Raw genomic sequence first — 17,982 nt, forward strand, 5'->3', positions numbered from 1 at the left:
TAATGAAAGGAAAGAAAGTTACGATGACCAAGATTTCAATACCGGAGCTTAAGAAACAATTAAAAACGTATAAGCCTGAAGAGCTAGTCTCTATCATTATCGATTGTTATAAATCAAGTAGCGATGTAAAGAGCTATATTCATATGATGCTAGAGCCTGAAAGTACAGAAAATCAATTATTTGATGAAGCCGAAAAGAAAATTTCGCACCAGTTTTTCCCTGACCGCGGCCATCCAAAGCTTAAATTGGCGGAAGCGAAAAAGGCTATTTCTGAATTCAGCAAGCTTTGCAACAATCAAGCGAGAACGATAGAGTTGATGATCTATTATGTAGAACTGGGTGTGAGTTTTACTAGCAGTTACGGAGATATCGATGAACCATTTTATTATAGTATGGAGTCTATGTATCAAAATGCTTTAAATAAAATCAGAACAGATAGTGGTAGCGGATTGTATCATCTCTTTCGCGACAGGCTTAAGGGGATTGTTCGGAATACAGATGGAATGGGTTGGGGCTTCCATGATCAACTAGCTGGAATGTTTTACGAGTTTGCAGCCGACTATGAAGATGATATTGAGTAGGTATTACAGATAAAAGGAGATACGTCTTGTGACGTATCTCCTTTTGAATCTTAATCAACGATAGAGATCATATATTCTCCCCGATTTTCACCAGGTTTTATTACCCCTAAATCTTTCAGTTTTGATAAATTCTTAGCAATACTTGATGAGGATGCATCTAATGTATCGTCGAATAGCTGCCTATGAAAAACCGCGCCATCTTCCATTCTAGCTATTAGTTCAAACATCGTCCTTGCGTGGCCCTTCCCAAGTATCTCTCGCATGTATTTAATTTTGTCATACCTTTGAAGTTCATTAAGAACTCTTGTAAGCGATGCATTGACACACTCAAGGTAAAAAATGAGGAAGGGCTTTAGGTCGCCTTGTGTTGCCATCATTAGAGTATCATAATAATCTTCTATTCGTTTGTCGAAATATTCTTCAACACTAAATGCATCTTTGATTTTAGAGAGATCGTTATGAATTAGTCCTACTAAGGTCGAATATGCCCGAGCTGTCCGTCCGTTTCCATCAGGAAATGGATGAACGTATCCGATCAAATGATGGGTAATGCCCGATATTAAAAGTGGATGAAGCTTTTTCTCTTGAATGATTTCAGAATCATAGGCACTCATACATCCTGTTACACTAGTATATAACCAAGAGAAGAACGCATTCATCAAATGAGGGACCTGATTAAAAGCGGGAGGCTGATAACTAATGTTTCCATCGCCGTCTCGAAGTGCAACAGGAATTTGCCTGTAGCCCTCTGGATACCCGGTTAAATCTTTCATGAGTAATTGTTGTAATTTTTTAAAAATAAGCTCATCCATGTCTGAGAAATCTTTAAAGGGGTCTAGTTCATAGATAAACTCATACGCCTCAAACACATTTCTCACTTCAAGTTGTGCTTTCTGTTTAATGGTTAATGGATTCGTTTTGTAATCTTGATAGAGCTTTTCAACTTCTTTGTATTCTAATTTGTTTTGTTCTATTTTAGTTGTAAAATGTGCGGTCTTAACTAATGAATTCCGCAGAATGTTCGGTTTTAGCGGGTGACTTTTTAGCCCCAACCTTGCCAGTGCACCAATATTTCTTTCTGCTTCAAGAATAAGCTGCTGAATTTCGTAGTCGAAGGGATTAAAATTAGGTCGATAAACCAACCGATTCCCATCATACATGAAATGTTCAGATGAAAAAGTGTATGTCATTTTACATCACTCCTTTACACTTAAAAATGCTTATATAACAAGGGTTTATGCTAATAATTATTATATTCAATTACACTTATTATGTACACATTTAAATACAGATAAACTAGCTTAGTTGATTTGATATATGTCTTGGCGCACTATCTGCCTTGCTTCTTTGATCGAAGATGAAAAGTAGATGGCGCTTGGTACCGTTTCTCATGAGCATATTTAGAAAAAAAGTGAATGGTTATCGAACAATGGGCTACCACGGTATGGAATTGTAAATGTATGTTATACTAAATAAAACTGATTTGGAAGGGGCAGTGTGATATGAAATGGTCTGAAATTTGCAGCCATTACCCCAGTAGATTTGTTTTAGTAGAAGCAATTAAAGCAGTTTCAAAGAATCGCTTACGTACTATTGAAGAAATGACAGTAGTAGAAGAATATGATAACCCAATGAGTGCTTGGGAAGGTTATAAGCTTCACCATAAGGAAAGCCCGGAACGAGAGTTTTATGTTTTTCATACAAGTAAACAAGAAATTGAAGTTATTGAAGAATACTTTACAGGAATTAGAAGATCATGATAGGACTTAGACTTGAGAATGGTCTTCCAATAGTTTCATTTTCGTATACCTACCAAGAGAAAACAATTGAATTGAGAAATGTATTGTTTGATACTGGGTGTGCTTCTACAATTTTTGATACAGATTTACTGGCGAACATCGGGCTTTACCTTGACTTAATAAATGGGACGGCCAAAAGGATGTATGGCGTAGGCGGTGCAAGTGAGTTATGTTATGAACAACTGGTAGAAAACTTACAAATTGGAACCATTATTCTTCCGTCGTTTAAACTTCAATTAGGAATGACAAGGGATCCATATGGGTTTGATGGTATATTAGGTATAGACTTTATGACAGCAGTTGGTTTGAAGGTAGACTTCAAAAACATGAATGTTGAGATTGCATGAACCCTGTCCGTATCTACGGATGGGGTTTCTTTGTCGAAAATCGAGTAAGAAGTAAAAAAGGAATATTCCTTGTACAACCCGCATATCCATAATCAAAAGCATAAATAGCAGGCAAAGGTGCCTTAGGTCCAAGAACGACACGTCGTTCTCTGCACCTGGGCACCTTTTTGTTTTCATTCATTCGGGCGAAGAGGTGAAAGGAGTGAAACAACAACCAATTCGAGCCATTCCGCTTGCTGTTAGGATCATCCCTAATGTGGATGCCGGCTTGGCACTTCAGTTGGAATTGAAGCCGGGCATTCGCAGCCTCGGTCTGTTAACGTCCAGCATCGATGATGTTGGTTACACCGCTATCGATGAAGCAACGAAGAATGCAGCAGTAGAAGTGGTGTATGCTCGTTCATTTTATGCGGGATCAGGGCATGCTTCTGGACCGCTATCAGGAGAATTTATAGGGATTATAGGCGGTGCATCGCCTGCCGAAGTGAGAAGCGGGCTAGATGCTGCTATCCAAGTGATGGAGACTGGAGCTTGTTTTTACGCCCTCAACGACGAGGGAACGCATGCTTACTATGCTCATGTTGTCTCCAGAACCGGTTCTTATCTGTCCACATTGGCGGAAATTCAAGAAGGAGAGCCTCTTGCCTATTTGATTGCTCCGCCACTTGAAGCCGTTTTCGCACTCGATGCCGCACTGAAGGCGGCCGATGTACGCATGTGCAAGTTTTATGGTCCGCCGACGGAGACGAACTTTGCGGGAGGATTGTTGACAGGCAGTCAATCTGCTTGTACGGCAGCAGCGGAGGCGTTCGCGGAGGCCGTTCGAAGCATTGCTCGAGAACCTAAGAAAATAGGGTAAAAAGAAGCGGGTGGTTTACAAATGGATGGAAGATTAATGTCTTTGGGCATGATCGAAACTTATGGTCTACCTGCATTGATTGCAGCCGCAGACGCTGCAGCCAAAACGGCGGATGTGAAGGTAACGACTTATGAAAAAGTGGATGCCGGTATCGTAACGATCTATATTCTTGGCGATGTTGCAGCGGTCAAAGCTGCCGTGGATGCAGGTGCGGCAGAAGCGAAGAGAGTGGGCAAGCTGTTATCCACACATGTTATACCGCGACCAGATCCTTCAGTACACGCGATGATTCAGGAGGCTTGGGCCAAAAACCAGCCCAAAGATTCACCGAAGGAGGAGCTCATTAAGGTTATCGCGACGCCGGAGGTGAGTGCGCCGAATTGGAGCAAAATGACCGTAGCGCAGCTCAGAGAGCTTGCGCATAATACACCCCGATTCCCTATAACCGGTCGCGATATCCAATTGGTTAGCAAAGCCGAATTGGTAAGACTTTTCACGGGGATGGAGGGGGAGAGCCGATAACATGAAGCTAGATAGCGATTTACAAGCGATCCAGGAGGTCCGCCATTTCCTTCAAGAGGCGAAGGCAGCACAAAAAAAACTGGAGAAAATGACACAGTCGCAAATAGATACGATCGTAGCAGCCATGGCAGAAGCGGCGGAGTCAGAGGCAGAGCGGCTGGGTGCAATGGCCGTAGAAGAGACGGGCTTCGGAAAAGTCGCTGATAAAAAGGCGAAGAACCTCTTCGTTGCGAGGGACGTCTACTCCGCGATCAAGGATATGCAAACGGTCGGTATCATCCGCAAAGATGATAACAAGCAAGTCTGGGAAATCGCTCAACCAGTCGGTATTGTTGCTGCCATTATACCTTCAACGAACCCGACATCGACGGTCTTGTTCAAATGCATGATTGCACTTAAATCAAGAAACGCCATCGTGATTAGTCCTCATCCATCAGCACTGCGTTGTTCGCAGGAGTCTTCAGCCGTTATGCGTGCTGCGGCGGAGAAGTCAGGGGCCCCGCCCGGGCTGATTCATTGTCTATCGGTTCCGTCCCTTGAGGCGAGCGGCGAACTAATGAGGCATAAGCTGACCGATATTATTTTGGCAACGGGCGGAACCGCAATGGTCAAGGCCGCTTACAGCTCTGGCAAGCCCGCATACGGTGTCGGACCAGGTAACGTGCCAGTTTATATACATCAGAGTGCGAATATTCCACGAGCTGTGCGCCTAATTCTGCAAAGCAAAACGTTCGACTACGGAACGATATGCGCTTCGGAACAAGCGCTTGTCGTCGATCAAGCGGTAAAAGATGAGCTGGTCGCGGAATTGAAGCGGCAAGGGGCTCACTTTTTGAACACGGAGGAAAAAGAAAAGGTCGGCTCGATCCTCACCATTGGAAAAGGGATGAACCCGAATGTGGTTGGCCGTTCTCCGCAAGTGATTGCGGGCAAGGCTGGCATGACTGTCCCGGAGGATACGAGGGTACTGGTCGCGGAAGAGTCGGAGGTAGGACATGCGTATCCATTTTCCATGGAGAAACTCAGTCCTGTGCTTGCTTTATATACCGTGAGTGACTGGCAAGAAGGCTGTCAACGCTGCATCGATTTGTTGGAGCTTGGAGGACTTGGACATACACTCGGCATACATGGCGAGGACTTGTCGATCATTGAAGCGTTCGGGCTAGAGAAACCAGCATCGCGCATTGTGGTGAATACAGGCACTACGTTTGGGGGAATCGGTGCAACGACGGGGATTATGCCATCGATGACGCTGGGGTGTGGTTCCTACGGCAATAACATCACATCCGATAACATTGGACCACAGCATTTACTGAACATCAAACGTGTTGCTTTTGGCATAAAAGAGATGCCGACGGAGTCCGATACGAACCGTGTTGTAGCGCTAGTGGCGGAAAGTTTAGAAAGCTCTAATAAGCTCGGTATTACGCGTGATGAAGTTGCGCAGATCATTAAAAGCGTGCTGTCCGAAATGCAATTGCATACATAACCGGAGGAGGAAATTCAAATGGCAGGAGAAATGGCAGCTTTAGGTTTAGTGGAAACGAAAGGCTTGGTAGGTTCAATTGAAGCGGCAGACGCCATGGTCAAGGCAGCGAATGTGAGATTGGTCGGTAAAGTTCATGTTGGCGGAGGACTTGTAACGGTCATGGTCAGAGGAGATGTTGGCGCTGTAAAGGCGGCCACGGATGCTGGTGCTGCAGCTGCGGAAAAAGTGGGAGAGCTTGTCTCTGTTCACGTCATTCCTCGACCGCATTCCGACATTGAGTTCATTCTTCCTAAGCTCGAAGGTTAAAAACGTCTATGACGCTTATTACAGAAACGCATCTGCGTACGCAACTGGTAAAAGGCCTGCCGAATCCGTTCCCGATAACGGACGGGGATAAGCTGACGCCGGCAGCCGCTGACTTTTTGAAAGATAGAGGAATTTCTCTGCGGCGTGTGACTCCATCCGAGTCAACGATCCTTCCCGGAAGCGAGGACATTGGGCTCAAACTCATTCCAGTCGGCGTTTCAAACCGGCATGTTCACCTCTCTCCCGAGCATGTTGAAGTGTTGTTCGGCGGCGGTTACACTCTAACTCCTCTTCGTGAGCTTTCTCAAAAAGGTCAGTTCGCTGCGCGCGAAACCGTGACACTGGTTGGTCCGAGAGGGATCATCCAACATGTACGCATTCTTGGTCCTTCACGTGGAGCGACCCAAGTGGAGATCTCGCGTACAGACGGATTTGAGCTGGGCGTTCATCCCCCGATCCGGTTATCCGGTGATATTCAAGGCACACCAAGTATTACACTCGTCGGTGCGAGCGGAACGGTCGTTTTGCAGCAGGGACTGATCATTGCCAAAAATCATGTGCACATGTCTCCAGAAGATGCCCAAACCTTTCAGGTCAACGAAGGAGATCGCCTCATTGTCCAAGCCATGGGGGAGCGGCCGATTATTTTTGCTGATACGATCGCGAGGGTTAGCGCGCATTTTTCGCTCGATTTTCATATTGACTTGGATGAAGCGAATGCTGCCCGTCTAAACACGGGTGACCAGGTTCAGATGATCGGAAAAAACGGTGAAATCACGCGCGCCGAAAGGAGGCAGCTCTAAGTGGAGATCAAGCAAATGGTCGAATCTATTGTTCGTGAGCTCATTGGCTCATTGGAGAAGCAAGCGGTCAAGCGACCTAAGGTGCTTTACATTTTTTACGACAGTACGGCTCATGAGGCTTTTACGGATCATTTTATATGGTTAAATAATCACCAGGTTAATCATGATATTTTGTTCCTGGATGGAGAAGCTTCTTCTTGGCTGGGGAAGCACCAAATCGAATGCGGCGGTCGTGAAAAAACGATTGCATCCGACGAATTCGCGCCGTCTCCTCTAGAGGTGCCTCTCGAATATGAGGGCATCGTGATCCCGGAAATTGATCTTGATAATGCGGCAAGGGCCGCTCTTGGCATGAAAGGGACCATCATATCGGAAATCATCTTTTCCACGTTGGTTCAGAATAAATTTGTACTCATCGGCGATGATATTTCCGGGTTGAAGCGGGCGGACCGACGGACGCTCAAGACAATAACACTGCCTAAGTCTTATGCCAACCTTTTTGATTATTACAAAATGGAACTGCAAATGTATGGCGTTGAATTTGGTCCGTTGAAGCAGCTGGCTGAAATGGTTGTGAAAAAAATCAATTCGGATTCTGAAGTCGAGGAAGCGGGAAACTCTGTAAAAAAAGACGAACGCACCGAGGATAGAGGGCACATCGTTTATGAAGGAAGGCTTATCTCGGCGGATTGGGTGGCGCGGGAATCCAAAAGTAAATCTCTTCGCTCACTGCGAATTGGCAAGAGAACGATCATTTCATCACTGGCCCAAGATATGCTGAAGGAGAAAGGCATCACGATCGAATATGTGGCTGAAGGGTGAGGTCCTATGTTTTTAGGAAAAGTAATCGGCAGTGTATGGGCTACGCAAAAAGAAGTGGGCATGGACAATTTGAAATTATTAGTGATCCAGCCGATGGATTTCAAAGACAGCGAAGCGGGCACTCCGATGATTGCCGCAGACCGTATTGGAGCAGGTGTTGGCGAGAACGTGATCGTATCCAGAGGGAGTCCGGCCAGAACCTTGTTCACGGATAAAATGGTTCCTATCGATGCAATGATTGTAGGCATTGTAGATAGTTATGAGGTCGCTCAAGAAACCGAGGAGGACGTATGGAAGAGCAGAAGATGAGGGTGATTCAGGAATATGTGCCCGGCAAACAACTGACACTAGCTCATGTGATTGCCAATCCTGACCCGGTTTTGTATACGAAGCTCGGCATTGAAGAAAGGAATGCGATCGGAATTTTAACGCTTACCCCCACGGAAACGGCGATCATTGCTGCAGATATTGCGACCAAAGCGGCTAGTGTGGGCATTGGGTATTTGGATCGGTTCACCGGTTCGCTCGTGCTTACGGGGGAAGTAGCCGCTGTGGAAATGGCGATTGAGGCTGTGAATGCTTTTTTGCAGGATAAGCTAAAATTTGCGACTGCACCGATAACGAGGTCTTGAATTTATGAAAAAAGTGATGATGATCGGCGCTGTCGGTGCTGGAAAATCAACGTTAATTAAAGCCCTGTTCGGGGAATCGGAGCGGGCGACCAAAACTCAAAGTCTCATCTATCGGGACTGGATCATTGATACGCCCGGTGAATACAGCGAAAATCCAATGTATTATCGCTCCCTAATAGCGACCTCTCATGAGACTGCAGCCGTTGTGCTTGTGCAGGATGCTGCTCGGAACAGAAACTATTTTCCTCCCGGATTTGAACAGGGGTTTCCTGTATTAACGATTGGGGTAGTAACGAAAATTGATCACCCGAAGGCAGACATTGATCGAGCTATTACCCTTCTTAGACAGGCATTGCCTGAAGGCGAAATCTTTTTGACATCGGCTGCATCCACAGTGGGAATTCAACGGCTGAAAGAAAGACTTATGGAGATTGTACAGGAGTAAATCCACGACGTAATGAGGGATTCATGGTGGCATCGATCATGGAATTGTGCAGGAATCACACGATTTTAAGCGAGGAAGAAGCCCAGGCGATCATGGAGATGGCTGCTCAGCTGCAATTGTTAGCCGATGTGTCGGAATCGGATGTATTTATTGACTGCCCGCTCGCAGACAAGGGTTCAGCGCTTGTGGTTGCCGAGGCACACCCATCCTCAGCCCCATCCCTGTATAAGACATCCGTCGTCGGACAATATGCTTTTGCGCAAAATGAGCCTGCCGTGATGTTTTGTTTGCTTTCCGGGCAATCCGTGATCGGATCGAGAGGCATCTCACAGGAGCAGATTGCTATTCAGCAGAATGTCGTGCCGATTCGGTCAAAAGGCGGCAATGTCATTGGCGCATTGATCATGGAAAAGGACATCTCCGAAAAGCTCGAGCAGGAGAAAAATGTGACGAGATTAATGGAGACAACGGAACAGCTGAGCGAAACGCTGCTTACTGTGGCGATGTCTGAGGGCAGTATGCAGTCGCTAATGCACGAAGGCATTGTTTTATTTGATGACAAAGAGTGTGTGACCTATACCAATCCACGAGCAGCTGAAATGTTGAAGGAGATCGGCCATGTCGGCGTGATGAACGGTTACCCGATTGCCCAGTTGTTTTATGGCAGATTGGAAGGGAGCTCTCTCATTGGGCACAAAGGACTCATTCATCAGGAGCTTCAAATCGGGCATGTTTCCTTTGATCTAAAAGCCATGTCCATCTACCGGGACCAGCGAGAGGTTGGCGGCATTATTCTCATTCGCGACATCTCGGATATTAAAGAAAAAGAGAAGCAGTTGGTGATCAAATCCGCAGTTATTAAAGAAATTCATCATCGTGTGAAAAATAATTTGCAGACCGTATCCAGTCTACTCCGCTTGCAGATGCGAAGAACCAAGCTTGAAGAAGTGGAGAGAGTCTATCGCGATAGTATCAACCGCATTAACAGCATTGCCGTCATTCATGAAATGCTTGCCTTTGAAGGACTTGAAACGATCCATTTCAATGATGTGGTGGACCGTATTACGAAGAACATTATTTCATCCTCTTCCAAGCCAGATCTGAACATTTACCCGAGAATTTCAGGGGATGAGCTTATTTTGCAGTCCGACGTTGCCACGACGCTTGCTCTTGTCGTCAATGAGCTTGTCCAGAACTGTGTGCTGCATGCTTTTGGGGAGAGACGTACGGGGGAAATCGAAATTTCCCTGCAATGTAATGGCACTATCGTCTGTGTCCGTGTATCTGACAATGGTGTCGGATTCGTAGCGGCAAAACATTCAGACAGGAAAGGTCATCTTGGCTTGAAAATCACAGAGACACTTGTGGAGGAAAATCTCAGCGGTGTCATTAACATAACTTCAGATGAACGGGGTACGGACGTTCTAATCACTTTTCCGCTTTCCAAAGCGCAGTACAAGGAGGACGAATAGCCATGAAAAACGCCATCGTTGTTGTGGATGATGATCCGATCATTCGTATGGATATACGCGAAATGCTGGAAGAGGGCGGATATTGGGTCGCAGGAGAAGCCAAAAATGGCGAGGAAGCGGTAGAACTCGTTGCCAAATTAAAGCCGGACCTAGCCATCATGGATATTAAAATGCCGGTCATGAACGGTATCAAAGCGTCCCAAATTATACGCAAGCTGCAGCAGGATACCTCCGTTTTACTGCTTACCGCATACAGCCAGAAAGAATTAGTGAAGGATGCCCGTGAGGCGGGGGTGGCCGCTTTTTTGGTCAAGCCGGTGTCAGAGGAAGACTTGCTACCCGCTGTTGAAATTGCTTTGAGTCAAAAAGAAAAGATGGATTCACTGAAACAGGATATCAAGCAGTTAAAGCAATCCATCGAAGAGCGCAAAGTGATCGAAAAAGCGAAAGGCATCGTGATGCAGGCATACTCCTTAAATGAGGAGGAAGCCTACAAGAAAATGCGTGAAGTGAGCATGACTACTCGTATTCCTCTTTCGAAGCTGGCGGCAGGTGTTATCGCTGATGGGATTGAGGCATTAACTAGCGTGGCACAGGACGGGTGAACGGAGAAATGCATAACCAGTGGATCACAAGTGTCGGCCTAGATATCGGAACGAGTACGACCAAAATGGTGATTAGCCGTTTGAAATTAGTACGCTCGTCGGGTGTTCTCAGCTTGCCTCGATTTGAGATCGCGGAGCGGGAATTGCTGTACGCGAGTCCGATTCACAGCACACCGCTGAATAACGGCGATGAAATCAATGCGGAACGTATCTGGGAAATCGTGACCAAAGAGTACGAGCAAGCAGGGATCCGTCCGGCGGATTTGAAATCCGGAGCCGTAATCATTACCGGAGAAACGGCGAATAAAACAAACGCGAGACATATCCTGCATCTACTCGCCGAACGCTCGGGCGATTTCGTTGTAGCAACGGCAGGTGCTGATCTAGAAGGGCTGCTTGCTGGCAAAGGCGCCGGTGCAGAGCGTCGCTCCATGCAGATTCGAGGCGCAGTCGCCAATATCGATATTGGCGGAGGTACAGCGAATGCGGCTATTTTTCAAAGAGGCAAGCTGATTGGAACGGTCACCTTTCACGTTGGTGGCAGGCTCATCCAGATGGATCCAACAGGAACCGTTATAGACGTATCACCATCGATTCGTCCGTGGCTGAGGACTAGCGGATATAACATTAAGGCTGGCGACACGGTTAGCTTTACTCTCATAAAAGAAATCTGCATGGGAATGTGCCACTGCATGATGGATTATTTAGCCGGGCAGATCATTCCTGAGCATGATGAATCACTTCGTTCCTTGCTGAACGGCAAGCCGCTTGCATCAATGCCTCCCATTGGAGAATGGATGGTATCCGGAGGGATCGGCCTGTTGATGGAGGAAAAGAAACCGGAAAGCCTGGTGGATACAACGGTGCATCATGATATTGGCCCTTTGCTGGCGCACACATGGAAGGAATTATCAGCCCAATATCCTATCCGACTCATCCGTGCGGATCAAACGGTCAGAGCGACCGTCATCGGTGCAGGGATGCAGAGTACGGAAATCAGCGGTGCTACGGTGCATTTGGATGCATCGCTGCTGCCGATCCGCAATCTGCCCGTACTGGGGCTCGATTTAACACCACAGATCCTTAAGCAAACTGAGCTGCTTGCGGATGCGTTGAATGCGATCATGAAAAGCGGCGCAAGCCTCTTTGATCGGGATCAGTCGCCTCCGTTCGGGCTGGCGTTGTCAGGAATGAATGACCTTACGTACACATCGCTTCAGCACTTAGCTGATCGATTACATGCAAGCTTTGACCACCATTTTCCTGCTAGTGAAGCTATGGTGGTCATCTGTGAAACGGATATCGCGAAGGCGCTCGGTCAGTCCTTGGCTAAGCGCTGCGGACAACGTCCGAAGGTCATTTGCATCGATCAAATCCGTGTGGAGCATGGGGATTATATTGATTTGGGCGAGCCGATATCCGGAATCATGATTCCGGTGGTGGTTAAAACGTTGGCATTTCACAACAGAGCGGAGGGGGTGAGTCAGTGAACCTGAAGACTACGTTGCTTGGTACAACCTTTCAATTTAAAAATTTAAAGGAAGTCATGGCGAAGGCAAATGAGGAGAAATCAGGCGATCAGTTGGCCGGTATCTCCGCACAGGATGCGAAGGAGCGGATTGCTGCCAAGCTGGTTCTGTCCGATTTGACGCTGGCGGATATCCGCAATCATCCTCTGCTGCAGCCGGAAATCGATGAAGTGTCGCGGGTAATCGAGGAAGGGATTAACGAGAAGATCTATACCGAGGTTTGCAATTGGACAGTGGCTGAGCTGCGGGAGTACTTGCTGCGGCAAGAAACGGGAAATGATGAAATTCGCAGACTTTCTCGTGGCTTAACGAGTGAGATGGTGGCTGCTGCCGCCAAATTAATGAGCAACCTTGATCTTGTGCAAGCCGCATCCAAAATGGAAGTCACATCGCATTGCAACATTACGATTGGCCAAAAGGGAGTGCTGTCCGGTCGGGCCCAACCCAATCATCCTACGGACAATATTCAGGGTATTAAGGCCGCTTTATATGAAGCTTTAAGCTATGGGATTGGTGACGCGGTTATAGGTATCAACCCTGTTATCGATTCAGCGGATAGCGTCAAGAATATTTTGCAGGTCACCAAAGAAGTGATGGAGAAGTGGCAGATTCCGACGCAGAATTGTGTCTTAGCACATATCAAAACCCAGATGCGTGCTATCCGCCAAGGCGCTCCTGCCGACATGGTATTTCAAAGCTTGTCCGGCACGGAAAACGGCAATAAAGCGTTCGGCATCGATGTTGCGCTGCTTGATGAAGCCGATGACCTCATTGCCAGGGAAGGCACAGGGACGGGGCCGAATCTGTGGTATTTTGAAACGGGCCAAGGCTCCGAATTGTCAGCCGAAGCGCATCACGGCATCGATCAGGTCACGCTCGAGTCCCGCTGTTATGGCCTTGCTCGAAAATATAAGCCATTTATCGTCAACACGGTTGTGGGCTTCATCGGACCTGAGTATTTGTATGACAGCAAGCAAGTCATTCGGGCCGGTTTGGAAGACCATTTCATGGGCAAGCTTCAGCAGCTGCCGATGGGCGTAGATGTTTGCTACACCAACCACATGAAGGCAGATCAGAACGATATGGACAATTTGGCGGTGCTGCTTTCCGCTGCAGGCGTCAATTACCTGATCGGTGTGGCCATGGCAGATGACTGCATGCTCAATTACCAATCTACCAGTTATCACGATATCGCCACTTTGAGGGAATTGATGAGGCTGCGTCCGGCCCCGGCTTTTGAACAATGGTTGGTGAAAATGGGGATCATGGAAAATGGCCGATTAACACCGTTGGCGGGAGATCCGACCCTTTTTATGTAGCTCAGATACTGCTTAAGAAGCCAGTTTTGCTGATGCAAAACTTTAAGGAGGAACTAACATGAACAAAGCTGTCCCCATGGATCAGCTTGTCGATATGGTGATGGCAGAGCTTGAGAAGAAGATGTCTGCTTCCAAAGCTGCTGATAATCCGGTCGCCAATCACTCTATGAACCCTGTCCTAGCTAATGAGGAAGCGCAGCGATCTACCCGATTAGAAAAGGTGTCAATGGTGTCGGAACTGGCCCCTGCCCCCGAATTAGACACATTCACCTCTAAAGTACCGACTCCCAAATGGGAGGAAGGGATGAATGAGCTGCTTGCCAGTACCCCGGCTCGTATCGGCGTATGGCGAACGGGAACGAGGGCGCTCACCAAAGAGGTGCTTAAATTTCGCCGTGACCATGCCGCTGCTGTCGATTCCATATATGGTGAAGCCAGTCAGGCACTTTTGGACGAATTCGGTTTGTTTACGGTAGAAACTCGGTACGAGAATACGGAAAACTATTTAAAACGCCCCGATATGGGACGTATTGTTACCGAAGAAGGAATCGAGGAAATTCAAAAAAGGTGCAAGATGAAGCCGCAGGTGCAGATAGTCGTTTCGGATGGACTTAGCGCCAATGCGGTAGACGCCAATTTGGGCGATGTATATCCTTCATTGCTAGATTCGCTGAGTGCTTACGGGTTATCCACAGGTACTCCGTTTTTCGTCCGTGGCGGTAGGGTCGCTGTCATGGATCACATCGGCGAAATTGTGCAGCCGGAAGTGCTTGTGCTTTTGATCGGGGAAAGGCCTGGACTTGTTTCGTCGAAATCGCTAAGTGCTTACATCTGCTATAAACCGCGTAAAGGCACGGTAGAGAGCGATCGCACGGTGATTTCCAACATTCATCACGGGGGTACCCCTCCACTGGAAGGCGGCGCGCATATCGGCACCATCGTGAATAAAATGCTCGAACAAAAGACGAGCGGTGTCAACTTGGAAATCTAACCGTCAATGTTCACCTTGAGAATGTGCTTCGTTAAGAAGCTTTTCTATAATGGTCCGGAGAAGGAGGTGGAGGCCGAATGGAACTGACGATTGGAATCGTAATTATTGCGGTAACGTGTTTGTTTGCTTTATGGATTGTCAGAATCGCCAACAAAAGCATTCGCGAATTCGATGAAAGCAAGCATGAAAGTTTCCTAGGGAAATAAGACGTGTGACTTGTTTGTACAAATCGTATCTATCTGATGAGGAGGATCAAAGATGAGCAACCCTTCCAATCATCATGACAAAGACAAAAGGGATTTAAACAAGTTCGGTTATGCCCAAGAACTGCTGCGCAGCATGGGTGGATTTTCCAATTTTGCGATTTCATTCTCAATCATTTCTATTCTTACTGGCGCTGTATCGTTATACGGCCACGGATTAACCTATGGCGGTGCAGGCATGATGGGCTTTGGCTGGCCGATTGTCGCCCTTTTTGTCATGTTTGTAGCCGCAGTCATGGCTGAGCTTGCTTCGGCCATTCCGACGGCTGGCGCTTTGTACCACTGGGCGGCTATTTTGAAAAATAAACGCTGGGGCTGGTACACCGCCTGGATCAATCTAATCGGTCAAATCGGGATTGTAGCCGGTATTGATTACTCGGTAGCACTTTTCGCCGACCCGCTCATCGCGAGTGTATTCGGGTATGAATCCAGCAATACAACCGTGTTGATTTGTTTCACAATCATATTACTTACGCATGGCATTCTAAATCATATCGGGATTCGTATCGTTTCGAGGCTTAACGACTTCTCGGCTTGGTACCATATCGCTGTGGTGGCGGTGCTGGTATTGTCACTTGCCTTTTTCACCAAAGGCAACTTGAATCCTGTCAATTATTTGTTCAAAGTGGGCGAAACGTTCTCGGATAAACCGTATATGTTTGCTTTTCTAATCGGTCTTTTGCAAGCTCAGTGGACATTTACGGGATATGATGCCTCTGCTCATACCATTGAAGAGACCATTAACCCTCGTGTGCGTGCGCCTTGGGGTATTTTCACATCCGTTGCCTATTCGTTTGTCATTGGATTCGTTATGCTTGCTTTTGTCACCTTGTCCATTAAGGATGCCGGTGCTGCTGCCGGTTCAAGCAATGCGTTCATCTATGTCATCAGCCAAGCGCTTGGCGGTACATTCGGATCTGTCATTCTATGGCTGGTCACCGCCGCGATGTGGTTCTGCGGTCTAGCTTCTATCACTTCCTTCTCACGCATGATGTATGCCTTCTCTCGTGATAAAGGGATGCCGATGAGCAACCAATGGGCACAAATTTCGAAGAAATACCGTACACCTGCCAAAGCCATTTGGCTGGCCATTATCCTTTCGTTCCTGCTCGCATTCATCGACTACATCATCAAAATGGTGAATCCGGATGCGACTTACACGACGATTGCATTCCTTACTGCGGTCAGTGTTGTGGGCTTATATGTGGCTTACGGCATTCCGATCTATCTCAAGCTGAGAGCCAAAGCGGAAGGCAGATTTCAAGATAAGCATCTCGGACCGTGGAATCTCGGAAAATACAGCTCGTTCATTTCTGTCGTCGCGCTTCTGTGGATCATCTTCATCTGCATCGTCATGGTGATTCCTCCGAATCAAATGGCTGGCTATGCCGTAGCTGGGATGCTGATTCTTCTGATCATTATGGATTTAGCTTATTATAAAAATCACTTCCCTGGGCCACAGGCCGCACTTAACACTTCCATGGAAGAGATCGTACGCCGGGAAAAAGAGCTTGAGAAAACATCCTCTGTTTAACATCTGCTAGATTTGGGCATCCTTTTACTAGAGTTGAAGATTCTAATAAAGAGGTGCCTTTTTATATGCAGAAATCTTGGTTATTATCGATCATTTGTATGTCTATTATAAGCATTATTTTTGGGTGGGTTCGTCATGCCGATGCGCATGGTGAGCAAGAAGCGCTCCAGTTATTGAACACAGTTAAACCGTATATGATGAGTGAGAATCAAATAACCTTCAAATATACAGGCAATTACGGAACGTGCAATGGTGTAGCTCAGGATATGCTGCAAACTGGGAAGAAACTGTCCCAAGCTTTTGGAATTTCTCAGGCTGAAGTGTTGAGTGAATCCAATTCACATCCGACCTATACAGCGAAATCTGAGGTTGCACCCGGAGCGGTCGTCACTGTAACAGTTGCAAGTCCACTGGGACAATCTGCCTGTTATGTCGTCTTGCGATTAGACGCTTCTCATGAAGCTGAACAGTCGGAGTTGGTTAAGTGGCAAGAGCAAGCGGGCGAACAATTGAAGAAGCTTGGCATAAATGGCCTATGGAATGTTATGGTGCAAGGTTATGTAAATGAGCAAGAACAGTCTGGTCAAAAGAGTTCTACAGAGCTGGTAAACTCAATAACTCTAGCTTTTAAAGGCAAAATCGTAGAAAGCTATAAGGACCAGAATACGGTAAGCGCGTCGTTGGCATCTAAGGAGTTCCATTCTTTTGTTAAGAGTGGTAACCAAAAGGTGAATCTGCAGGTTGCATTGCATCGAGAGTCTACGACTGGCAAGCTGCGACTAACCGTAGGTACCCCGATCATAACAATGGAATACTAAAAATAGAGTCTTAAGGTGCAGTGTAATGCTGCTCCTTTTTTGTTTGCTTCTATTTTTGGGTCGGATCAAAATTAATAGTTATCTCAGGTTTAATAGATTAATAGATTGGTTAGAATGAGTAACACATACAAATGAATAACAAGTACATAAGAAAGTAAGCAAGGAGGTGATCTTAACATGCTGAAGAAATCCAATCAAAAGAAGCCGATCCTGCCATCCAATAATCCCGTTATTATAAATAATCGCTATTGTTTCCTGATGTGGGCAAAAACGGGGAATAAACGGTATCTGAATATACTCCGAGGAGTGGGAATATGACAACGATAACCAAGCCGATCATCCCTAGTATAATTGCAGAATCGATTGAAAGCCTCCGTAGTGAGGGATGGGGAGATGACGATTTCTTTAACTTTTCGCAATATGATGAAGAGTCCCTGGAAGCTCGTATTTTATTTCACTTCTTTCGAAACAACCGGGTAACGTTTGCAGCTGCCATTATCAACAGTTATGTGGTTCATGAAAGGATTATGGAAACTAGAGCAGCTGAGTGACCAAAATTATAATGCCTTTGTGTTTGGATTACTAAACATTAATCGGTTTGACGATTGCTTTTAAAAAGGTGAGTATAAAGAACACGTGCTTAAGCAGCATGTGTTTTTTGTTATAATGATTTATTAGTTGGGAGATGTTATAAAAGTAGGTAAGAATCAACCTTTGAAACTTTTTGTAATTTGGAAAAATAAAACATTGCAATACGATTAATAATCATGGTATATTATCAATCCGGCCGCAAGACAGGCTGGTGAAAGTAACTAGAAAAAAACTAGTTGCAAAATAAAAATCAGT

At 46.4% G+C, this 17,982-nt stretch carries 22 protein-coding genes; 21 read left to right on the forward strand and 1 reads right to left on the reverse strand.

Translation table 11 applies throughout. The features are described from left to right. The first annotated feature begins 2 nt into the window (after nucleotides 1-2). On the forward strand, nucleotides 3-581 hold the full coding sequence (locus GC098_RS22270; protein WP_171645409.1) for a DUF6155 family protein: 579 nt from the start codon (nucleotides 3-5) through the stop codon (nucleotides 579-581). Between the two features lie 50 nt (nucleotides 582-631). Here the strand turns inward: GC098_RS22270 and GC098_RS22275 are convergent, their stop codons facing one another. Beyond that, nucleotides 632-1,771 carry a Fic family protein gene (locus GC098_RS22275; RefSeq protein WP_246358817.1) on the reverse strand — a complete coding sequence of 380 codons (1,140 nt, stop codon included), beginning with the start codon at nucleotides 1,769-1,771 and terminating at the stop codon, nucleotides 632-634. A gap of 312 nt (nucleotides 1,772-2,083) precedes the next feature. On the opposite strand from GC098_RS22275, the gene GC098_RS22280 reads away from it, so the two are divergent. The 20 genes from GC098_RS22280 to GC098_RS22370 all read left to right on the forward strand — a co-directional run bounded on the left by GC098_RS22280 (nucleotide 2,084) and on the right by GC098_RS22370 (nucleotide 17,687). After that, nucleotides 2,084-2,341 carry a hypothetical protein gene (locus GC098_RS22280; RefSeq protein WP_171645410.1) on the forward strand — a complete coding sequence of 86 codons (258 nt, stop codon included), beginning with the start codon at nucleotides 2,084-2,086 and terminating at the stop codon, nucleotides 2,339-2,341. Then, nucleotides 2,338-2,727: an aspartyl protease family protein gene (locus GC098_RS22285; RefSeq protein ID WP_216625378.1), complete on the forward strand. Its 390-nt coding sequence runs from the start codon at nucleotides 2,338-2,340 to the stop codon at nucleotides 2,725-2,727. The genes GC098_RS22280 and GC098_RS22285 overlap by 4 nt, the downstream gene beginning before the upstream one ends. Nucleotides 2,728-2,929: 202 nt before the next feature. Beyond that, a complete protein-coding gene (gene eutL, locus GC098_RS22290; RefSeq protein ID WP_171645411.1) occupies nucleotides 2,930-3,586 on the forward strand; it encodes an ethanolamine utilization microcompartment protein EutL in 657 nt (218 codons plus the stop codon). 21 nt (nucleotides 3,587-3,607) lie between these two features. After that, a complete protein-coding gene (locus GC098_RS40900) occupies nucleotides 3,608-4,108 on the forward strand; it encodes a BMC domain-containing protein (RefSeq protein WP_171645412.1) in 501 nt (166 codons plus the stop codon). Between the two features lies 1 nt (nucleotide 4,109). After that, entirely contained in the window at nucleotides 4,110-5,597 is a 1,488-nt protein-coding gene (locus GC098_RS22300) for an acetaldehyde dehydrogenase (acetylating) (RefSeq protein WP_171645413.1), read from the forward strand. A gap of 18 nt (nucleotides 5,598-5,615) precedes the next feature. Next, nucleotides 5,616-5,903 carry a BMC domain-containing protein gene (locus GC098_RS22305; RefSeq protein WP_047676490.1) on the forward strand — a complete coding sequence of 96 codons (288 nt, stop codon included), beginning with the start codon at nucleotides 5,616-5,618 and terminating at the stop codon, nucleotides 5,901-5,903. Between the two features lie 8 nt (nucleotides 5,904-5,911). Then, a complete protein-coding gene (pduL, locus tag GC098_RS22310; protein WP_171645414.1) occupies nucleotides 5,912-6,706 on the forward strand; it encodes a phosphate propanoyltransferase in 795 nt (264 codons plus the stop codon). After that, nucleotides 6,707-7,528: a hypothetical protein gene (locus tag GC098_RS22315; protein WP_171645415.1), complete on the forward strand. Its 822-nt coding sequence runs from the start codon at nucleotides 6,707-6,709 to the stop codon at nucleotides 7,526-7,528. It abuts the gene before it with no gap. 6 nt (nucleotides 7,529-7,534) lie between these two features. Then, nucleotides 7,535-7,837 (forward strand): EutN/CcmL family microcompartment protein, encoded by a 303-nt coding sequence (locus GC098_RS22320; RefSeq protein WP_171645416.1) that lies wholly within the window; start codon nucleotides 7,535-7,537, stop codon nucleotides 7,835-7,837. Further along, nucleotides 7,819-8,160, forward strand: a complete 342-nt coding sequence (locus GC098_RS22325) for a BMC domain-containing protein (RefSeq protein WP_171645417.1) — start codon at nucleotides 7,819-7,821, stop codon at nucleotides 8,158-8,160. Before GC098_RS22320 ends, GC098_RS22325 begins: the two co-directional genes overlap by 19 nt. 4 nt (nucleotides 8,161-8,164) lie before the next feature. Continuing rightward, nucleotides 8,165-8,605 (forward strand): EutP/PduV family microcompartment system protein, encoded by a 441-nt coding sequence (locus tag GC098_RS22330; protein ID WP_171645418.1) that lies wholly within the window; start codon nucleotides 8,165-8,167, stop codon nucleotides 8,603-8,605. Between the two features lie 26 nt (nucleotides 8,606-8,631). Further along, nucleotides 8,632-10,077 (forward strand): sensor histidine kinase, encoded by a 1,446-nt coding sequence (locus GC098_RS22335; protein ID WP_171645419.1) that lies wholly within the window; start codon nucleotides 8,632-8,634, stop codon nucleotides 10,075-10,077. A gap of 2 nt (nucleotides 10,078-10,079) precedes the next feature. Next, the gene (locus GC098_RS22340; RefSeq protein WP_171645420.1) at nucleotides 10,080-10,682 is read left to right on the forward strand and encodes an ANTAR domain-containing response regulator; all 603 of its coding nucleotides are present in this window, start codon (nucleotides 10,080-10,082) and stop codon (nucleotides 10,680-10,682) included. A gap of 8 nt (nucleotides 10,683-10,690) precedes the next feature. Continuing rightward, nucleotides 10,691-12,172 carry an ethanolamine ammonia-lyase reactivating factor EutA gene (locus GC098_RS22345; RefSeq protein WP_171645421.1) on the forward strand — a complete coding sequence of 494 codons (1,482 nt, stop codon included), beginning with the start codon at nucleotides 10,691-10,693 and terminating at the stop codon, nucleotides 12,170-12,172. Beyond that, nucleotides 12,169-13,530 (forward strand): ethanolamine ammonia-lyase subunit EutB, encoded by a 1,362-nt coding sequence (locus GC098_RS22350; RefSeq protein WP_171645422.1) that lies wholly within the window; start codon nucleotides 12,169-12,171, stop codon nucleotides 13,528-13,530. Before GC098_RS22345 ends, GC098_RS22350 begins: the two co-directional genes overlap by 4 nt. Before the next feature lie 58 nt (nucleotides 13,531-13,588). Continuing rightward, nucleotides 13,589-14,521 (forward strand): ethanolamine ammonia-lyase subunit EutC, encoded by a 933-nt coding sequence (eutC, locus tag GC098_RS22355; protein ID WP_171645423.1) that lies wholly within the window; start codon nucleotides 13,589-13,591, stop codon nucleotides 14,519-14,521. A 77-nt stretch (nucleotides 14,522-14,598) separates the two neighbouring features. Beyond that, on the forward strand, nucleotides 14,599-14,727 hold the full coding sequence (locus GC098_RS40905; protein ID WP_261304047.1) for a hypothetical protein: 129 nt from the start codon (nucleotides 14,599-14,601) through the stop codon (nucleotides 14,725-14,727). A 52-nt stretch (nucleotides 14,728-14,779) separates the two neighbouring features. Next, the gene (locus GC098_RS22360; protein WP_171645424.1) at nucleotides 14,780-16,318 is read left to right on the forward strand and encodes an amino acid permease; all 1,539 of its coding nucleotides are present in this window, start codon (nucleotides 14,780-14,782) and stop codon (nucleotides 16,316-16,318) included. A 65-nt stretch (nucleotides 16,319-16,383) separates the two neighbouring features. After that, nucleotides 16,384-17,136: a YwmB family TATA-box binding protein gene (locus tag GC098_RS22365; RefSeq protein ID WP_171645425.1), complete on the forward strand. Its 753-nt coding sequence runs from the start codon at nucleotides 16,384-16,386 to the stop codon at nucleotides 17,134-17,136. A 314-nt stretch (nucleotides 17,137-17,450) separates the two neighbouring features. Beyond that, nucleotides 17,451-17,687 (forward strand): hypothetical protein, encoded by a 237-nt coding sequence (locus GC098_RS22370; protein WP_171645426.1) that lies wholly within the window; start codon nucleotides 17,451-17,453, stop codon nucleotides 17,685-17,687. Nucleotides 17,688-17,982 lie beyond the last annotated feature (295 nt).

Origin of the sequence: Paenibacillus phytorum, assembly GCF_013141715.1 — a bacterium.
Classification (GTDB): domain Bacteria; phylum Bacillota; class Bacilli; order Paenibacillales; family NBRC-103111; genus Paenibacillus_E; species Paenibacillus_E phytorum.